The 16,319-nt window shown below is 72.1% G+C and carries 13 protein-coding genes and 1 pseudogene; 3 read left to right on the top strand and 11 right to left on the bottom strand.

All coding sequences use genetic code 11. The annotated features are described in order from the left end of the window. Positions 1–8: 8 nt before the first annotated feature. Positions 9–1,940 carry an allophanate hydrolase gene (gene atzF / locus O7627_RS28845; RefSeq protein WP_278096602.1) on the bottom strand — a complete coding sequence of 644 codons (1,932 nt, stop codon included), beginning with the start codon at positions 1,938–1,940 and terminating at the stop codon, positions 9–11. 84 nt (positions 1,941–2,024) lie between these two features. Further along, positions 2,025–2,690 carry a GntR family transcriptional regulator gene (locus tag O7627_RS28850; RefSeq protein WP_278096603.1) on the bottom strand — a complete coding sequence of 222 codons (666 nt, stop codon included), beginning with the start codon at positions 2,688–2,690 and terminating at the stop codon, positions 2,025–2,027. 71 nt (positions 2,691–2,761) lie between these two features. Here O7627_RS28850 and O7627_RS28855 point away from each other — a divergent pair, with 71 nt between their 5' ends. Beyond that, positions 2,762–3,043, top strand: a complete 282-nt coding sequence (locus tag O7627_RS28855; RefSeq protein ID WP_278096604.1) for a SelT/SelW/SelH family protein — start codon at positions 2,762–2,764, stop codon at positions 3,041–3,043. A 30-nt stretch (positions 3,044–3,073) separates the two neighbouring features. Here the strand turns inward: O7627_RS28855 and O7627_RS28860 are convergent, their stop codons facing one another. From O7627_RS28860 to O7627_RS28870, 3 genes are all read right to left on the bottom strand, one after another. Next, positions 3,074–5,488 (bottom strand): low temperature requirement protein A, encoded by a 2,415-nt coding sequence (locus tag O7627_RS28860; RefSeq protein ID WP_278096605.1) that lies wholly within the window; start codon positions 5,486–5,488, stop codon positions 3,074–3,076. 77 nt (positions 5,489–5,565) lie between these two features. Next, entirely contained in the window at positions 5,566–8,025 is a 2,460-nt protein-coding gene (locus tag O7627_RS28865) for a glycogen debranching N-terminal domain-containing protein (protein WP_347404685.1), read from the bottom strand. Between the two features lie 87 nt (positions 8,026–8,112). Further along, entirely contained in the window at positions 8,113–8,769 is a 657-nt protein-coding gene (locus tag O7627_RS28870) for a DUF4245 domain-containing protein (RefSeq protein ID WP_278096606.1), read from the bottom strand. A gap of 176 nt (positions 8,770–8,945) precedes the next feature. Here O7627_RS28870 and glpX point away from each other — a divergent pair, with 176 nt between their 5' ends. Next, entirely contained in the window at positions 8,946–9,980 is a 1,035-nt protein-coding gene (glpX, locus tag O7627_RS28875) for a class II fructose-bisphosphatase (protein WP_278096607.1), read from the top strand. Positions 9,981–9,989: 9 nt separating this feature from the next. Here the strand turns inward: glpX and O7627_RS28880 are convergent, their stop codons facing one another. The 6 genes and pseudogenes from O7627_RS28880 to O7627_RS28905 all read right to left on the bottom strand — a co-directional run bounded on the left by O7627_RS28880 (position 9,990) and on the right by O7627_RS28905 (position 15,472). Then, entirely contained in the window at positions 9,990–10,958 is a 969-nt protein-coding gene (locus tag O7627_RS28880; RefSeq protein ID WP_278096608.1) for an NAD(P)/FAD-dependent oxidoreductase, read from the bottom strand. Between the two features lie 129 nt (positions 10,959–11,087). Further along, entirely contained in the window at positions 11,088–11,744 is a 657-nt protein-coding gene (locus tag O7627_RS28885; protein WP_278096609.1) for a rhomboid family intramembrane serine protease, read from the bottom strand. A gap of 123 nt (positions 11,745–11,867) precedes the next feature. Continuing rightward, complete coding sequence (locus O7627_RS28890; protein WP_278096610.1) at positions 11,868–12,557, bottom strand: lytic transglycosylase domain-containing protein; 690 nt, start codon at positions 12,555–12,557, stop codon at positions 11,868–11,870. A 291-nt stretch (positions 12,558–12,848) separates the two neighbouring features. Continuing rightward, the gene (locus O7627_RS28895; RefSeq protein ID WP_278098475.1) at positions 12,849–14,120 is read right to left on the bottom strand and encodes a PhoH family protein; all 1,272 of its coding nucleotides are present in this window, start codon (positions 14,118–14,120) and stop codon (positions 12,849–12,851) included. A 790-nt stretch (positions 14,121–14,910) separates the two neighbouring features. Beyond that, positions 14,911–15,105, bottom strand: a pseudogene (locus O7627_RS37225) (hypothetical protein); the annotation flags it as partial. Positions 15,106–15,127: 22 nt separating this feature from the next. Next, positions 15,128–15,472 carry a hypothetical protein gene (locus O7627_RS28905; RefSeq protein WP_278096612.1) on the bottom strand — a complete coding sequence of 115 codons (345 nt, stop codon included), beginning with the start codon at positions 15,470–15,472 and terminating at the stop codon, positions 15,128–15,130. A 264-nt stretch (positions 15,473–15,736) separates the two neighbouring features. On the opposite strand from O7627_RS28905, the gene O7627_RS28910 reads away from it, so the two are divergent. Beyond that, positions 15,737–16,177, top strand: coding sequence for a helix-turn-helix transcriptional regulator (locus tag O7627_RS28910; RefSeq protein WP_278096613.1), 441 nt, complete (start codon positions 15,737–15,739; stop codon positions 16,175–16,177). Positions 16,178–16,319: the final 142 nt, after the last annotated feature.

The following is a 16,319-nucleotide window of genomic DNA, read 5'->3' on the forward strand; positions in this document are numbered from 1 at the left end:
TCTGGTGCTCATCCGGTGGCGGCGGTCTGGCGCCAGGCGCGCCAGCCGCCGGTGGCGCTGATGTCCTCGGCGTCCGGGCCGACCGCGTACGCCTCGCAGAGGAAGCCGATGACGTCGCGGCCGTCGGCCAGCCGCAGCCATCCGAACGACAGCGGCGCCGGTACGCCGGTGAGCAGCCCGCCGAGCGCGGTGACCGGCAGCGACCAGAGCTCGACCTCGATCGACCCCCCGGGTCGCGGTGGTTCGGCCGACCCCCCGGGTCGCGGTGGTTCGGCGTCGTCGCCCGTGGCGACCCGGACCAGGCCGGGCAGGCCGATCCCGTCGTCGGCGGGTAGCCGGTAGAGGCGGTACAGCGGCGCGGTGGTGGCCACCTCGGCCAGGGTCGCGCCCCGGGCGAGCAGTTCGCCGTTGCGGGTCTCGCCGCTCAGGTGCCGCCCGACCACCGCGATCAGCATCCGATCGCCCACCTCGGCGGCGGCGGTCGCGTGCACGGCGGGAGCGGCCGCGGACCCGGCGGGGACGACCGCCGCGAGCAAGGCCGGAGTGGCCGGCGCCGCCAGCACGGCTGCAGTGGCCGGCGCCGCGGGCGCGGCCGGGGTGGCGGCCGCCGCGAGTGCGGCCAGGGTGGTGTCGCTGAAGGCCGGTCCGAGCAGGGTGAGGCTGGCCGGGCGGCCGTCGGCGGTGAAGCCGTTCGGCACGGTGACGGCGGCCAGGTCGAGCAGGTTGGCGAACTGGGTGTAGCGGCCGAGCATCGTGTTGCGCCCGATCGGGTCCTCGGCCACCTCGGCGGTGGTGAAGGTGGTGCCGACCGTGGGCAGGACCAGCGCGTCGACCCGTTCCCAGAGCCGGTCCGCCCAGGCCCGCAGCTCACGCAGCCGGTGCTGGGCGCGGAACGCGTCGATCGCGTCGTAGCGCCGCCCGCTTTCCAGCACGGTGCGGGTGACCGGCAGCACCGCGTCCGGGTGCTCGCGGAGGAAGCCGTCCAGCCCGGTGAGGCGTTCGGCCACCCATGGCCCCTGGTAGAGCAGGTCACCGGCCTCGTACAGCGGGCCGAGCCCGACCGGCTCGGTGCCGGCGACGACGGCGGCCACCCGGTCCCGGCCGGCGGCGAAGCTGGCCTGTTGGCCGAGGTCACCGAAGAATTCCAGGTCTTCTGCCCGGGGCACGCCGAGGCGTAGCGTCGCCGGCATGCGGGGGGCGACCCGCTCGGCCGGCAGCGGCCGGCCCCACGGGTCGGTCGCGGTGACCCCACGGGTGGCGTGCAGCACGGTGAGCGCGTCGGCGACGTCACCGGCGAAGACCGACACGCAGTCCAGCGAGCGGCAGGCCGGCACCACGCCGGCGGTGCTGAGCAGTCCCCGGCTGGGTTTGAGGCCGACGATGCCGTTGAGCGCGGCCGGCACCCGGCCGGAACCGGCGGTGTCGGTGCCGAGGGCGAAGGTGACCAGCCCGGCGGCGACCGCGACCGCCGACCCGGAGCTGGAGCCGCCGGCGATGAGACCGCCGCCGAAGACCGACTCACAGCTGCCGTACGGCGACCGCGTCCCGGTCAGGCCGGTGGCGAACTGGTCGAGGTTCGTCTTGCCGACCAGCATCGCGCCCGCGTCGAGCAGCCGGCGCACCACCGGCGCGTCCCGGCTGGGGTGGTATCCGAAGGCGGGGCAGGCGGCGGTGGTCGGCAGGCCCGCCACGTCGATGTTGTCCTTGACCGCGAACGGGATGCCGTACAGCGGCAGGTCGGCCAGCCGGTCGCGGCGCGTCGTCAGCTCGGCGGCCCGGGCCCGCAGCTCGGCGGCCGGCACCAGGCTGATCCAGGTCGGGTCGGTGGCGCCCCGCGCGGTCAGCCGGGCGAGCACCTGTTCGGCGAGGCCCGCGGGGGTCGAGCACCCGTCCGCGTACGCCGCCCGCAGTTGCGCCGCCGAGCCGATCAGTTCTGGCATACAGTAGATTGTCGACCGTTCTGTTTCGCCCAGTCGGCCGCTCTGTAACGACAAGATGACGCCGCCCCCGCGGGCAGCCCGGCGTCAGGGGAGATACGAGCGGGCGCCGTGGCTGGCCAGGGCGGCCAGGACCGCTTCCGGGTTGTTCGTGGTGACCGCCTCGAAGAGGCGCTCGTGCCGGTGCACACCGTCCAGCGGCTGGGCCGCCTCCGCCTCCCGGCGCAGGTTGATCGCCATGTAGAGCTGCAGCTTGACCAGGATCGAGTCGTACACGGCGGAGAGCTGACGGTTGCCGGCGAGCCCGACCAGCGCGACGTGGAAGGCCCGGTGCGCCTCCGCCACCCGCAGCCGGTCGGCGACCCTGGTCGCCTCCCGCATCTCCGCCAGCGCGTCCTTCAACCCGGCCAGGTCGCTGCCCCGCCGGACCGGCAACGCGTTCTCGACCGCGTGTCGTTCCAGCAGATCCCGCAGGGCGTACAGCTCCTGGACGTCGCGGTCGGACAGTGTCGCCACCCGGACGCCGCGCCGCGGTACGTGCTCGACGAGCCCCTGCTGGGCGAGCAACCGCAGCGCCTCCCGCAGCGGGGCCCGGCTGATCCCCAGCCGGCGGGTGAGCTGCTCCTCGACCAGCCGCTCCCCCGGATCGCTCTTGCCACTGAGGATGTCCCGACTCAGCCGCGACACGGCGAGTTCCACGAGGCTGAAGCTCTCCAGCTCACCGTCAACCGAGGATGCGGCCACGTCGCTCACCTGACTGAGTCTGCCACCCGCAGCCGAACGCCCCGTCAGGAGCAGCCCTCGGCACCGGCATACTTCTTGCTATGTCGACGAGACAGCCCCGGTTGGAGATCGAGTACTGCACCCAGTGCCGCTGGCTGCTGCGGGCGGCCTGGACCGCACAGGAGATGCTCACCACCTTCGGGCTCAAGCTCGGCGAGGTGGCGCTGGTGCCCGGCATCGGCGGGGTCTTCGAGCTGCGGCTCGACGGCGAGCGGATCTGGTCCCGCAAGGAGCGCGGCTTCCCCGACCTCGCGGAGCTGAAGCGGCTGATACGCGACCGGGTCGCACCCGAGATGAGCCTGGGCCACTCGGATCACCGCTGACGGCGCCCACCGGATAACCGGGGCCGGCCGTCAGACCGTCGAGAACCGGTGCACGCTGCGGCGGTCCGCCGAACGCAGCGTCTCCAGCGTCGCGAAGCCGGCGCCCAGGACGGCCAGCAGGACAATCGCCCAGGTGGCCGGCAGCCAGGTGGTGAACGGCGTCAGGACGGCGAGCAGCAGGGCGCTGCTCACCCGGTACCAGCCCACCTTGCGGCGGGTCCGCCGCCAGAACACCTGGTTGGCCAGGAAATAGCCGACCACCCCGAGGTAGAGCGCGAAGTGGCCGAGCGTCGGCGCGGAGACGTTCGGCCCCTCGTGGATCACCGACAGGGTCTCCCGCAGACCGAACGCGAAGACCATCAGCCCGGCGACCATCGGCAGGTGCAGGTAGGTGTAGGCGTCCCGGGCCATCGCGTACCGGTCGGCGCCGACGCAGGACCGCACCGCCCGGTCCGCGATGTGCAGGTCCGAGTCGAAGTACGACCACCACAGCGAACAGAGCGCCACGGTGCTCGCCAGAATCGCCAGGATCAGTCGCCCGGTCAGCGGTTGGTCGACCACCGAGACCCCGGTTGCGATGATCACCTCGCCGAGGGCGATCAGCATGATCAGCGCGTACCGGTCGGTCCAGTGTTCGACCGAGCGAATCCGCCAGCTCCAGACCCGGTTGGGGTAGCTGCCGGTGAGCTCGACCACTACCGCGGCGATCCACAGACAGGTGGCGGCTGCCTCGGCCCGCGCCGAACCTCCGGTCCGCACGGTGACCGCGGCCGACGCGGCCAGCAGCAGCACGGCCACGCCGGACACCACCGCTACCCGGGTGGGGCGCCGGCGCTCGGGGTCGAGCCGGGCGGCCCGCCACATCAGCCCCACCTGCAACACGCGGATCGACCCGTAACAGGTCACCACCACGACCGGGCCGGGCAGACCGCCCTCGACCAGGCCGAAGGACTGCGGGATGGCGATGCTCATCACCAGCGTGAACGCCACGATGCCGAGCACCGTGGCCCGCACCGGGTCGGCCTGGACCCCGTACGCGTTGGCCGACCTGGTGTAGCCGCACCAGGCCCACCAGAGCAGCGCCAGCACGGCGAGTCCCTGGCCCACTCCGAGCACCGACGACTCCCGGATCATCAGGACCGTGACCTGAATGAACGCGTAAACGAAGACCAGGTCGACGAAGAGTTCCCGGGGTGTCACCCCACCGGCTTGGCCGAGCCGCGCCACCACCTCGTGCAACTCGCCGTGCCGACGGCGGAACACGGTCAGGTCGGAGATCATCAGGACCGACACGCTGGCGGCCAACATGATCAGGGCGCCGAGGGCCGAGACGCGACCGGCCACCGGCGTCAGGACCAGCATGAGCGCGACACCGAGCAGCGGTCCGCGCCCCAACAGCCGGATGGTTCGCCACTCGAACCCGATCAGCCCAACCAGATAGAGCGCCACCCCGAGGAAGAGCAGGGCGGCGGTGGAGTCCTCCCACGGGTGATCGGTCACATCGCCGATCGTCATCAGCGCGTGTTTCAGCCCGAACGCCAGCAGGATCAACCCGCCGATCATGGGCAGGTGGGCCAGGCTGTAGGCGTCCCGGCCCAACACCGATCGGACCGCGCCCTCGGCGCTCTCCAGGGCCGGCTCGGCGGCGGGTCTGGCGATGTCGAAGTAGGTCCACCAGAGCACGACCACGACCACCATGCTCAACAGCGATCCGGCCACCACCGGCCAGGTGATCGGTGCCGAGCCGTTCAGGCCGTTGCTGATCCCCACCGACAGGATCGTCTCGCCGAACGCCACCAGGATGATCAGGCTGTGCCGCTCGGCCCAGTGCCGGGCCGAAACGATCTGCCAGATGCCGGTGCCGAGGGCCCGCAGCCCGGCGAAATCGACGACGATCGCCAGGCAGAACAGGACGACCCGCAGATCGTGCTGCGCCAGGCCGGCCACCGGGTCGGGCGGCAGGAGCACGCCGCCGAGCAGCAGCGCCGCACTACCGACCAGCGGCCAGGCCGCCCGCCAGACCTGCCGCCGGTCGGCCGCGCCGTCGCCGCGGACATGCACCGTGAACACCAACGCGCTGGCGCGCACCAGAATGAACCCGACGACGAACACCAGGGGGCCGACCAGCCCATCGGCGAACGCCGCCGGACCCGCCACGCCGAGCAGCAGAACCAGCACCACGATCGCGAAGACGACCATCGGCATGATCCCCCGGTCCAGCCGGACGATATTGCCGAGCCAGGCGCAGGCCGTCCAGGATCGCCAGATCAACAGCACGATCAGAATCGCCTGGAGCAGCCCACTGGCGCTGTGATCGGCCATCAGCAGTTCGCTGACGTTCAGGAAGGCGTACACGAACACCAGATCGAGGAAGAGCTCCAGCCGGTGCACCCCGGGGGATCCGGTGACCGGCACGACCAGGCCGGGCGGCCGGTCGGTCGCCACGGCCGCTGGATCCGCCGGGCCGCGGTCCGCCATACGATCACTCTGCCAAGTAGCTCGCGGTTGCGATGCCGGATCGGCTACCGGGGGTCAGGTCGGCTCCGGCCGAGGGCGTCGGTCCGGCCCCACCGGCCCGGGACGTCGAAGAGCTCGATCCGGCCCATCCCGGCCGGCACCACCGGATCCGTCGTCAGAAGGTCGCCGCACGGCTCCAGGCCGAGCAGGGTACGCAGCAGCAGCAGCACCGCGCCGGCCGAGGTGGCGTGCGGCATGCTCGCCGAGGCGTACAGCACCGGGTACTTCGTCAGGTCCCGGCGGTAGCCCGCGATCGCCTCCGGCAGCCGCCCGCCGAAGTAGTCGGTGGCGTCGATGATCGACCGGGCGATGGTCGCCGCCTCCTCGTCGAAGCCGTACCGTCGCAGGCCCCAGGCGATCAGCGAGTTGTCGAAGGGCCAGACGGTGCCGGTGTGGTAGCCGAGCGGGTTGTACCGGCTCTGGGTGCAGTCCAGGGTCCGGATGCCCCAACCGGAGAAGAGGTCCGGACCCATCAGGTGTTCGACCACCCGCCCGGCCCGGTCCGGTTCGACGATGCCGCTCCACAGCAGGTGCCCGAGGTTCGAGGCGAGCGCGTCGACCTGCCGGCCGTCGGCCTGCCGGGCCAGCGCGTAGTAGCCGCGTTCGGCGATCCAGAAGTCCCGGTTGAACCTGGTCCGCAGATCGGTTGCCTCGGCTGCCAGCCGGTCGGCGTACCCGGGGTCGCCCCAGCACGCCCGGGCCAGCCGGGCGGCGCGCCGCTTGGCGTCGTACACGTAGCCCTGCAGTTCGCAGGTGGCCTGCGGGTAGCTGGCCGGGCGGCCGTCCCGGAAGCAGATCGACCCGGCTGAGCCCTTCCAGCCCTGGTTGACCGCCCCCTCCACCGACGGCCGGGGCTGGTACCAGAGGTACCCGTCGCCGCCCAGTTCGGCCTGCCGGTCGATCCAGTCCAGCGCCGCCCGGGCCTGGAACTCCAGCTCCCGGACCAGGTCGACGTCGCCGGTCCACCGTTCGTACTCGTCGAGCAGGATGACGAAGAGCGGGTTGACGTCGGCGGCGGTGTAGTTGGCGGCGTGCGGCAACTCGTTGAAGGCGGCCGACTCGCTGTACCGGGCCTCCTGAGAGATCTTGCCCGGCTCCTCCCCCCGGAACGGGTCGTACCGGGTGCCCTGGGTCAGGGCCAGGATCCGCAACGCGGGCACGCTCGCCTGCGGCAGGAACGGCACCGCCTGCAGGCAGCTGATCAGGCCGTCGCGTCCGAACAGCGTCATGAACCAGGGCATCCCGGCGGCCGGCAGTGTCTCGGCGTAGTTGAGCCCCCGGTACCGCAGCGCGGCCAGATCGACGATGCTGCGCTCGTACGCGGTGGCCAGCGGCTCGTAGTCGGCCCGCAGCCGGGGCGCCTCGCGCACCCACTGCTCCAACTGGGCGCGTACCTGCGGTTTGGAGCGCACCGTGTAGCTGCGCAGCCGCTGCCGCAGGTCGTCCCCGCCGCGGCCGCGCACCAGGGTCGCCACCCACAGGTCGGTGTGCCACTGGCCGTGCGGTGAAATCCGTACGGCGAAGGTCATTCCACCCTCGTCGATGCCGGCCGGGGCGCTGGCCACCACGATCGTCTCCCGGACGAAGGTCGCCCGCTGGTAGCGGACCCGCAGCGAGACCTCGTCGATCTGAGTTTCGGTGCGGCGGTCCCGCCGGTGGCCGTTCTTGACCTCCAGCACCTCCGCGAAGTCGGCCTCGATGTCCAGCCGGAGCGTCAGTTCGATCTGCTGCCCGGTGTGGTTCAGCACGGTCACCCGCTCCTGTAGGGCGTCGGCGACCCACCGGTGCCGGAAGACCGAGACGGGCGAGTCGACGTAGTGCGTCGGCTCCCCCGGGGCCAGGAAGAACGTCGACTCGAAGTAGTTCGGCACGTTGACGGAGAGCTGCTGCAGCCGGCCGCCGTCGATGGTCAACCGCCAGACCGACAGGAACCGGGTGTCGAAGAAGAACAGGCCGAGCGGCGCGGCCGACGAGCCCGCCACGTCGCCCCGCTCGTCACTGATCACGAAGAGGTTGCCGTGCAGGATGCTGACCAGCCCGGCCAGTCGCGGTCCCCGTCCGGAGCCGGATTCGGCATCGCCGGGACCGGCCGGACCGGTCACCGGCGGGCCGGGCGGGCCGATCCGTCCACCGCTGTCGGCCGGCTCCGGCAGCAGCCGGCGGAACGCCAGGAGGAGCGGCAGGTCGCCGGCGACCGAGGCACACTCCCGGTAGAGCAGCGCCACCACGTGGTCGTGGCCGGCGAGCAGCCGGGCGAAGACCTCGGCCGCGATGGTGACGACGCAGTCCGCCTCGCGCCACTCGGGCCGGGCGGCGGCGGCGCCGTCGGCGTACGTCACCGACCAGCTCCGGGTGCCGGTGGGGCGCAGCAGGTCGAAGCGGATCACCCCGCGCAGGACCGGCGGAAGACGCCCCGGCGAGGACTCGGCCAACCCGGAGAAGAACAGATCGACCTGATCCGCCACCCTGCCCCTCCGGTCACCCGCCCACCTGAGCTTAGTGTCGGCGGGCGCACGAAAGGCCCGGTTCGCCGCAGTCGGCTGGTCGGCGGGCTAGCGCAGGCTGGCGGCCAACTCGGTCAGCTCCGCGCGGGAGGCGTCGCCGACGATCACGACGGTCCGGTCCGGTTCGAGCAGCACCAGGGCCTGTTCGCCGGGGCGGGTCGAATACCAGCGCCAGTCCCGCCCGGCTATCCCGGCCGGTTCCGCCGGCCGGGCGGCGCCGGTCAGCTCGGCCGGCAGAAACCGTTCGGCCGGGGCGCTGGTCTGCACGAGTTGCACCCCGCCGTCGCCCGGGCTGACATACCCGATCCGCAGGGTGGCGCCGTCGTCGGCGCGCCGGAAGTCGGCCCGGATCGGGCGCCAGCCCTCGGCCGGCCCGACGGCCGGCTCGGCGACCGGGAACGCCCCGGCCGAACGGGCCAGGGCGATGGTGGGCGCGGTGTCGACCACCGCCGGCTGGTCGCCACCGAGGAAGGTCCGATGCAGTACGAACAGCGCGGCGATCGGCAGCAGCAGGACCAGCAGCGAGATCGCCATGTCCCGGGGCCGGCGATCGCCCCGCGCCGCCGGCACCGGCTTGGCGCGGTCCCCCGATCCCGCCGGCACGGGCTCGGCGTCGTCGTCCGACGCCACCAGCCCTGGCTCGGCCCGGTCCACCGCGTCCGGCGCTGAAGCCGGACGGCCGGTTTCCTGTCCCGTCGCGTCCACCCACCCATCCTGACATCCCGGCCGCCGGGGCGGCCCGGCGGCGCCGGGCCGCCATCTGGACCATCCCCGGCCTGCGCCGACGTGGATCAGGTAGACGTGTCAGGATCAGACATGCCGGTGGTCGGCGCCCGCGCCGAACCCGGACCCCGCCGCAACGACGCGAGGAGGAGCCGCCGATGACCACGACGACCCGGACCCGGATTCCCCAGAACCTGGACCGCAACCTCGCCCTCGACCTGGTCCGGGTGACCGAGGCGGCGGCGATGGCCGCCGGCCGCTGGGTGGGGCGGGGCGACAAGGAGGGCGGCGACGGGGCGGCCGTCGACGCGATGCGCAAGTTGATCAACTCGATCCCGATGCGCGGCGTGGTGGTGATCGGCGAGGGCGAGAAGGACAACGCGCCGATGCTGTTCAACGGTGAGCAGGTCGGCGACGGCACCGGACCCGAGGTGGACGTGGCGGTCGATCCGATCGACGGGACCACGCTGATGAGCAAGGGCATGCCGAACGCCCTGGCCGTGCTGGCGGTCGCCGAGCGGGGGGCGATGTTCGACCCGAGCGCCGTCTTCTACATGGAGAAGCTCGCGGTCGGCCCGGCGTACGCCGATGTGATCGACATCGACGCCGGGGTGGCGGAGAACCTGCACCGGATCGCCAAGGTCAAGGGGACCGATGTCTCCGAGGTGACCGTCTGCGTGCTGGACCGGCCCCGCCACGCCGACCTGGTGCAGCAGATCCGCCGGGCCGGCGCCCCGATCCGGTTCATCAGCGACGGCGACATCGCCGGTGCGATCGCCGCCGCCCGCGGCGAGTCCGGCGTCGACGTGCTGATGGGCATCGGCGGTACGCCGGAGGGCATCACGGCGGCCTGCGCGCTCAAGTGCATGGGCGGGTCGATGCAGGCGAAGCTCTGGCCGCAGGACGCCGCGGAGCGGGAGAAGGCGCTCGCCGCCGGTCTGGACCTGGACCGGGTGCTCGGCACCGACGATCTGGTGACCGGGGACAACTGCTTCTTCGTGGCCACCGGGGTCACCTCCGGTGACCTGCTCAAGGGGGTCAGCTACCGGGCCGGCGGGGCGTACACCCAGTCGATCGTGATGCGCTCCAAGAGCGGGACGATCCGGGTGATCGACTCGTACCACCGGCTGGAGAAGCTGGCGCTCTACTCGACCATCGACTTCGACGGCCGTCCCCTGGCCGAGCAGGGCTAGGCGGCCGGTTCAGCCGACGTCGGAGGAGTGCCCCGGGAAGAGGTGCGCGTCGGGGTTGATCACCACGGCCGCGTTGTTGATCGCGGTGGCGGCCTCACCGAAGCCGGTGGCGATCAGGCGCACCTTGCCCCGGTATTCGGTGATGTCGCCGGCCGCGAAGACCCGGGGCTGGTTGGTGGCCATGGCGCTGTCCACCAGGATGTGCCGCCGGTCCAGTGCCAGCCCCCACTCGGTGAGCGGGCCGAGGTCGGCGGTGAAGCCGAGCGCCGCGACCACGGTGTCCACCGGGACGGTCTGCACCTCGCCGCCCTTGACCACGATGTCGGCGCCGGTCACCGCCCCGTCGCCGTGCAGGCGGGTCACCTCGGCGTTGACGACGATCCGGACCGGCAGGGCACGGACCCGGTCGACGGTGGCGGCGTGGGCCCGGAACTTCTCCCGGCGGTGCACCAGGGTGACCGAGCGGGCCAGCGGTTGCAGCGCGAGCGCCCAGTCGAAGGCCGAGTCGCCGCCGCCGACGATGAGCACGTCGTGGCCGACCAGATCGGCCAGGTGCGGGACGAAGAAGAGGATGCCGCTGCCGACGAAGTTCTCCGCCGCCGGCAGCGGCCGGGGCGCGAAGCTGCCCAGCCCGGCGGTGACGACGACGGCGCCGCAGTGCAGCGACTCGCCGCCGGCCAGGCTGAGCACCGGCCGATCGTCGAGGTACGACAGCTTCTCGGCCTGGGTGCCGAGCAGGTATTCCGGGCCGAAGGAGTCGGCCTGCTGGACCAGGTTGGCCACCAGGTCCCGGCCCTTGATCGCCGGGAAGCCGGCCACGTCGAAGATCATTTTCTCCGGGTACATGGCGGTGACCTGACCGCCCGCCTCCGGCAGCGAGTCGATGACGGCGACCGACAGGCCCCGGAAGCCGGCGTAGTAGGCGGCGAAGAGGCCGGTCGGACCGGCGCCGATTATCGCGACATCGACCTCGCGCATGTCCGCACCGTCACCTTCGACTCCGCACCGACGCTGGTCAACCGACCGTAGGCGCCGGCCCGGCGGCCGGCAAGACACGTCCCATTCGCCACGCCCGGCGTGTTCCGGCCACCGGACCGGCGGCCGGGATCAGTAGAGCCCCGGCGCCGTGTCGGAGTAGTACGGGTCGTCGCTGCGTGGGCGGCGCCGGAAGATGATCGCGGCGAGCAGGCCGCCGACCAGCCCGAACAGGTGCCCCTGCCAGGAGATCGGCTCGTCGGTCGGCAGCACGCCGAGCAGTTGCCAGCCGTACAGCAGGAAGACCAGCAGCACGACCGCGAAGTTCCACCAGCTCCGCTCGACGATGCCGCGCATCAGCAGCAGCCCCAGGTAGCCGAAGATCACGCCGCTGGCGCCCACCACGATGGTGTTCGGCGAGCCGGTGAACCAGACCCCCAGGCCGCTCACGAAGATGATCACGAGGGTGGAGTAGAGGAACCGCCGCGCGCCGGCGGCCAGCACGAACGTGCCGAGCAGGATCAGCGGGATGCTGTTGCTGTAGAGGTGGTCGAAGTCGTGGTGCAGGAAGGGGCCGAAGAAGACCCCGTCCAGCCCTTCGATCCGGCGCGGGATGATGCCGGCCGCCGGGTCGAACCCGGCCTGCAGCCAGACGTCCATCGCCTCGATCAGGAAGAGCACCGGCACGACCGCGCACATCGCGACGAAGGCCCGGCCGAGGGCGGCGTAGAACGACTCGGTCCCGAACCGGTCCGGGTCGTTCGCACCGGTCCGCGCGTCGAAGGTCACCCACAAGTGAGTATCAGGTCCGCCCGCCCGGCGCCACCTGAGTGGGTGAAGACCGGCCGGACGGTGCCGGGCCGGCGGCGGGGCACGGACGTGGGTCCGCACCCCGCCGCGGCGGCGCTCAGGTCAGTAGGACCCGTTGTTCTGGAAGTAATTCCACGCCCCGCACGGCGTGTCGTACCGCCCCTTGATGTAGCCCAGCCCCCACTTGATCTGGGTGGCCGGGTTGGTCCGCCAGTCCGACGCGATGCTCGCCATCTTGTCGCCGGGGTACGACTGCGGGATGCCGTACGCGCCCGAGGACGGGTTCTGGGCCTTGTGGTTCCAGCCGCTCTCGTGCGTCCAGAGCTTGTCCAGGCAGGGCATCTGGTCCAGGTCGAAGCCGGCGTCGATGAGCAGCGCGCAACCGATCTTCCGGTTGCCGCTGTACTCGTTGCACGACTCGGGGATCGGGCCGGTGAAGGCCGGGGTGCCCTGCTGGGCGGCCTTCCGGGCGGCTTCCTCCCGGGCCTTCTTGCGGCTCGCCTCCTGCTCGGCCTTCTTGGCCCGCTCGGCGGCGGCCTTCGCCTCGGCGGCGGCCTTGCGAGCCGCCTCCTGCTCGGCCTTCCGCTTGGCCGCGGTGGCCCGCAGGTGCGCGGCGTGCCGTTCCCGCAGCAGCTCGATCTCGGCCTGCGCGACCTCGGCCGTGAGCTGGGCGTCGATCCCTTGTTGCTGGGTTTCCCGGTCTTCGCCCAGGTAGTAGCCACCAGCGACGCCAGAGAGAAGCAACGCGACGGCCAGTGCCCGGACTCCGAACCGGCTCCACAGCCGACTCACGAAGTGGTCCCTTCGTCGGGGGCAAGGACACGGCGCGGGGCGGGGTCCTGCGACCACGCCGCCACGCCGCGAGCGACCCGATCCGTACGGATCGTGACCCGGTCGACTTGTGGCCGCCGGTGCCGTCCGCGACCGGCGGACGGCCCTTTCCGGGGCCGCCGCCGACGCGTCGACGCTCGCAGGACACCATCGCGCACGGTGAGCCGGTTGGGAAATGCCCGCCGCCTATTGTGATCCCGGTCACGGAACTAATCCCACCATATCAGGACGCAACTGGCGCCTATTGATGCTTTACAGCGGGATGTCCTCCAGCAGGTCCGTGACCACCTCGGCGATCGGTGACCGCTCCGACCGGGAGAGCGTGACGTGCGCGAAGAGCGGGTGCCCCTTCAGCGCCTCGATCACGGCGGTGACGCCGTCGTGCCGGCCGACCCGCAGGTTGTCGCGCTGGGCGACATCGTGGGTGAGCACCACCCGCGAGCCCTGCCCGACCCGGGACAGGACCGTGAGCAGCACTCCCCGCTCCAACGACTGCGCCTCGTCGACGATGACGAAGGCGTCGTGCAGGCTGCGACCCCGGATGTGGGTCAGCGGCAGCACCTCGAGCATGCCGCGCCCCATGACCTCCTCCATCACGTTCTCGTGCACCACCGCGCCGAGGGTGTCGAAGACCGCCTGTGCCCAGGGGGACATCTTCTCCGCCTCGGAGCCGGGCAGATAGCCGAGCTCCTGGCCGCCGACGGCGTACAGCGGGCGGAAGACGATCACCTTCTTGTGCCGGCGGCGCTCCATCACCGCCTCCAGCCCGGCGCAGAGCGCCAGCGCCGACTTTCCGGTGCCGGCCCGGCCGCCCAGCGAGACGATCCCGATCGACTCGTCCAGCAGCAGGTCGAGGGCGACCCGCTGCTCGGCCGACCGGCCGCGCAGTCCGAACGCCTCCCGGTCGCCGCGGACCAGCCGGACGGTCTTGTCCGGGAGCACCCGACCCAACGCCGATCCGCGCGCCGAGTGCAGCACCAGCCCGGTGTGGCAGGGCAGCCCGGCCGCCGCGTCCAGGTCGAGCGCGTCACCGGCGTAGAGCTGGCCGATCTGCTCCTCACCCAGCTCCAGCTCGGCCATTCCCGTCCAGGTCGGGTCGCTGGCCTGCCCGTGCCGGTACTCGTCGGCGGTCAGCCCCACCGAGGCCGCCTTCACCCGCAGCGGCATGTCCTTGCTGACCAGCGTGACGTTGCGACCCTCGGCGGCCAGGTTGAGGGCGACCGAGAGGATCCGGGTGTCGTTGGACTCGTTGCGGAAGCCGGGCGGCAGCACGCCGTCGTCGGCGTGGTTCAGCTCGACCCGCAGGGTGCCGCCCTGGTCGTTGGCCGGCACCGGCTGGTCCAGCCGGCCGTGCCGGATGCGCAGTTCGTCGAGCATCCGCAGCGACTGCCGGGCGAACCAGCCCAGCTCCGGATGATGCCGCTTGCCCTCCAATTCGGAGATGACGACCAGCGGCAGCACCACCTCGTGCTCGGCGAACCGGTGGAAGGCCGCTGGGTCGGACAGCAGGACCGAGGTGTCCAGGACGAATGCCTGCCCCGCTGGGGCGGGCTCCGCACGGTCGGCAGCCGGCGCGGTGGACCCGGTGGGGCGCCGGCGCGCCCTGGGCCGGCCCGTCGCGTCGGTGGCGGGGGGATCCTGGCTGGCTCGGGGATTGGTACGGCGAGTCGTCACAGGCCTGCTCCGGCGGGCGCGCACCCGGTCCACCCGCGTTCCGCCTCGTCCGGTGCCCGGCGCCACGGGTCGGATGCGGTCCCCGTGACTGGAGTCGCAAGGCCGGGCCGGCCGGCTGGCTCGGGACGACCCCTCGCCATGCCTAGACGCTAGCCGGCAGATGGCGGCTTGGGCTAGGGCCAGCGTGGCTCCGACCCACGCGGACCACGCCGGCGCCGACCGGGTGCCGGTCGTCCCGACGGGTGGACCGGCCGGGATGCTTGCCCCCTGCGCGCATCCCGGCCGGTGGGATCACCGTCACCGGTCTGACGTGATCCCCTGCGGTGCGCGTCCGCCGCGGACCACGCACCGCGAGTCGCGGGTGACCACTCACCTCCCGCGGGCACTGTCAGGCGTTTCCGCCCGTCAGCACGTCGGTGGAGTGCCGTCCGCCGTTGGTCGCGGCCCCCGCGAAGGAAGCGCCCGTGTACGTCGTTCCCTGCCCACCGGCGGAGAACAGCCCGGCCGGCTCACCCACGCCGGGCGGCGGCTCGCCGGGCCCGCCCGGCGGCAACTCGGCGGACACCGGAACCCGCCCGCCGCCGGCCAGTACCGGGCCGGACGGCCCGCCGTCGGTGGACCCGGCACCGGCCGGTGGATCCGCCAGCATGGCGGCCATCGCCAACTGGCCGTCGCGGCGCCGGCGGTGCCAGGCACCCCGGTCGCCGTCGAAGTAGCCCTGCCGGTAGCCGAACCGGTAGCCGATCCGGTAGCTGAGCTGGCCGTGCAGCCGGCCGGCCGCATAGCTCGACGAGCCCAGCAGCAGCACCAGAAAGACCGCGAAGAATGGACTCACCCCTGCACCTCGCCGTGCCCGCTCATTTCTCCTCCGAGTCGAACGAGGTCGGGTCGGAGGTGAGCAGCCGGTCGAGATCGTCGGTGCCCACCTCCTCGACCAGTTCGACACTGATCCGGCAGCCGTCCAGGACCACCTCGGCCACCGAGGCCCGCCGGATCTCGCCGCCGGCGTCGTAGACCCGCACGCTGAGCTCGGGACAGCCGAGGTGGATGCGCCAGGCGTCCCACTCGGACCGGTCGCCCACGGTCAGGGAGAGATACCGGCAGCCCCGGGCCAGGTAGAGACGCCACGGAGCACTGAGACCGGAGGCGACTCCGGTGGCGACCAGGCCGAAGGCCTGGGCGCGGGTCGCGAGTTCGGTCACCGGGCCACCTCTGTCACGGACAAGTGACCCTCATGAGCACCAGGCGTCTCAAGCACGAGACACACCGTAGATTGTCCCATACACGTTACAGTATCAGCTTTTCGTCTGATTACCCCCAGCTCCGCGCACATCTATTGTGGCGGCGTGATACCCCTCAACACAAGCGATAAGTCGGGTACGGGGAAACATGAGCCCTTGTCACGCACGCAGTACACAACCCCCACGATCCCCCCGCAGTCGCGGCACTGGTCGTACCGTCGCGGCGTGCCGGACCCCTCCACCGGGCGCAAGATCGCCTTTGCCGCCTTCGTGCGGAAGGCGCTCGACGACGCCCGGACCACCCGGGCCTGGACCGGCACCGAGGTGTCCCGCCGGACCGGGGTCTCCCGGCAGACCATCAACCGCTGGGTACGCGGCGAGTGGGCCAGCGACCCGGAGGCGGAGCGGGTGGTGGCCTTCTGCGAAGGGCTCGGCCTGAACCCGACCACCGCGTTCGGCGTACTCGGGTGGGACCGCACGACGCCGCCCCGGCCGACCCCCAGCGCGCCGCCGATGGACCCGGACGTGGAGGCGTTGCTCCGGCGGCTGGTCGATCCGAACGTCTCCGAGCTGGAGAAGTTCCACATCCGGGAGACGATCCGCTATCTGGCCTACCGCCCGGTGCTGCCGGCGGATCCCGGCAAAAGCCCCAGGAAGGCCGGCTAGTTCCTCAGATGGCGCACCTTCGGCCACCCGGGTCGGTAATCCGCTCCGGCGGCTGACCGGGCCGACTAACGTCCCTGCCCGTACTGCTTGGGCTCGCGTCGGCGGGGGGCGAGACAAGGCCGGACTCAGCCCTGCGGGACAG

The sequence above is a fragment of the Solwaraspora sp. WMMD1047 genome (assembly GCF_029626155.1).
In the GTDB taxonomy this organism is placed as follows: Bacteria; Actinomycetota; Actinomycetes; order Mycobacteriales; family Micromonosporaceae; genus WMMD1047.

Excerpts from the sequence above, each read along its gene's own strand:
- atzF (WP_278096602.1), bottom strand. The coding sequence starts at position 1,940 with ATGCCAGAACTGATCGGCTCGGCGGCGCAACTGCGGGCGGCGTACGCG.
- O7627_RS28855 (WP_278096604.1), top strand. The coding sequence starts at position 2,762 with ATGTCGACGAGACAGCCCCGGTTGGAGATCGAGTACTGCACCCAGTGC.
- glpX (WP_278096607.1), top strand. The coding sequence starts at position 8,946 with ATGACCACGACGACCCGGACCCGGATTCCCCAGAACCTGGACCGCAAC.
- O7627_RS28880 (WP_278096608.1), bottom strand. The coding sequence starts at position 10,958 with ATGCGCGAGGTCGATGTCGCGATAATCGGCGCCGGTCCGACCGGCCTC.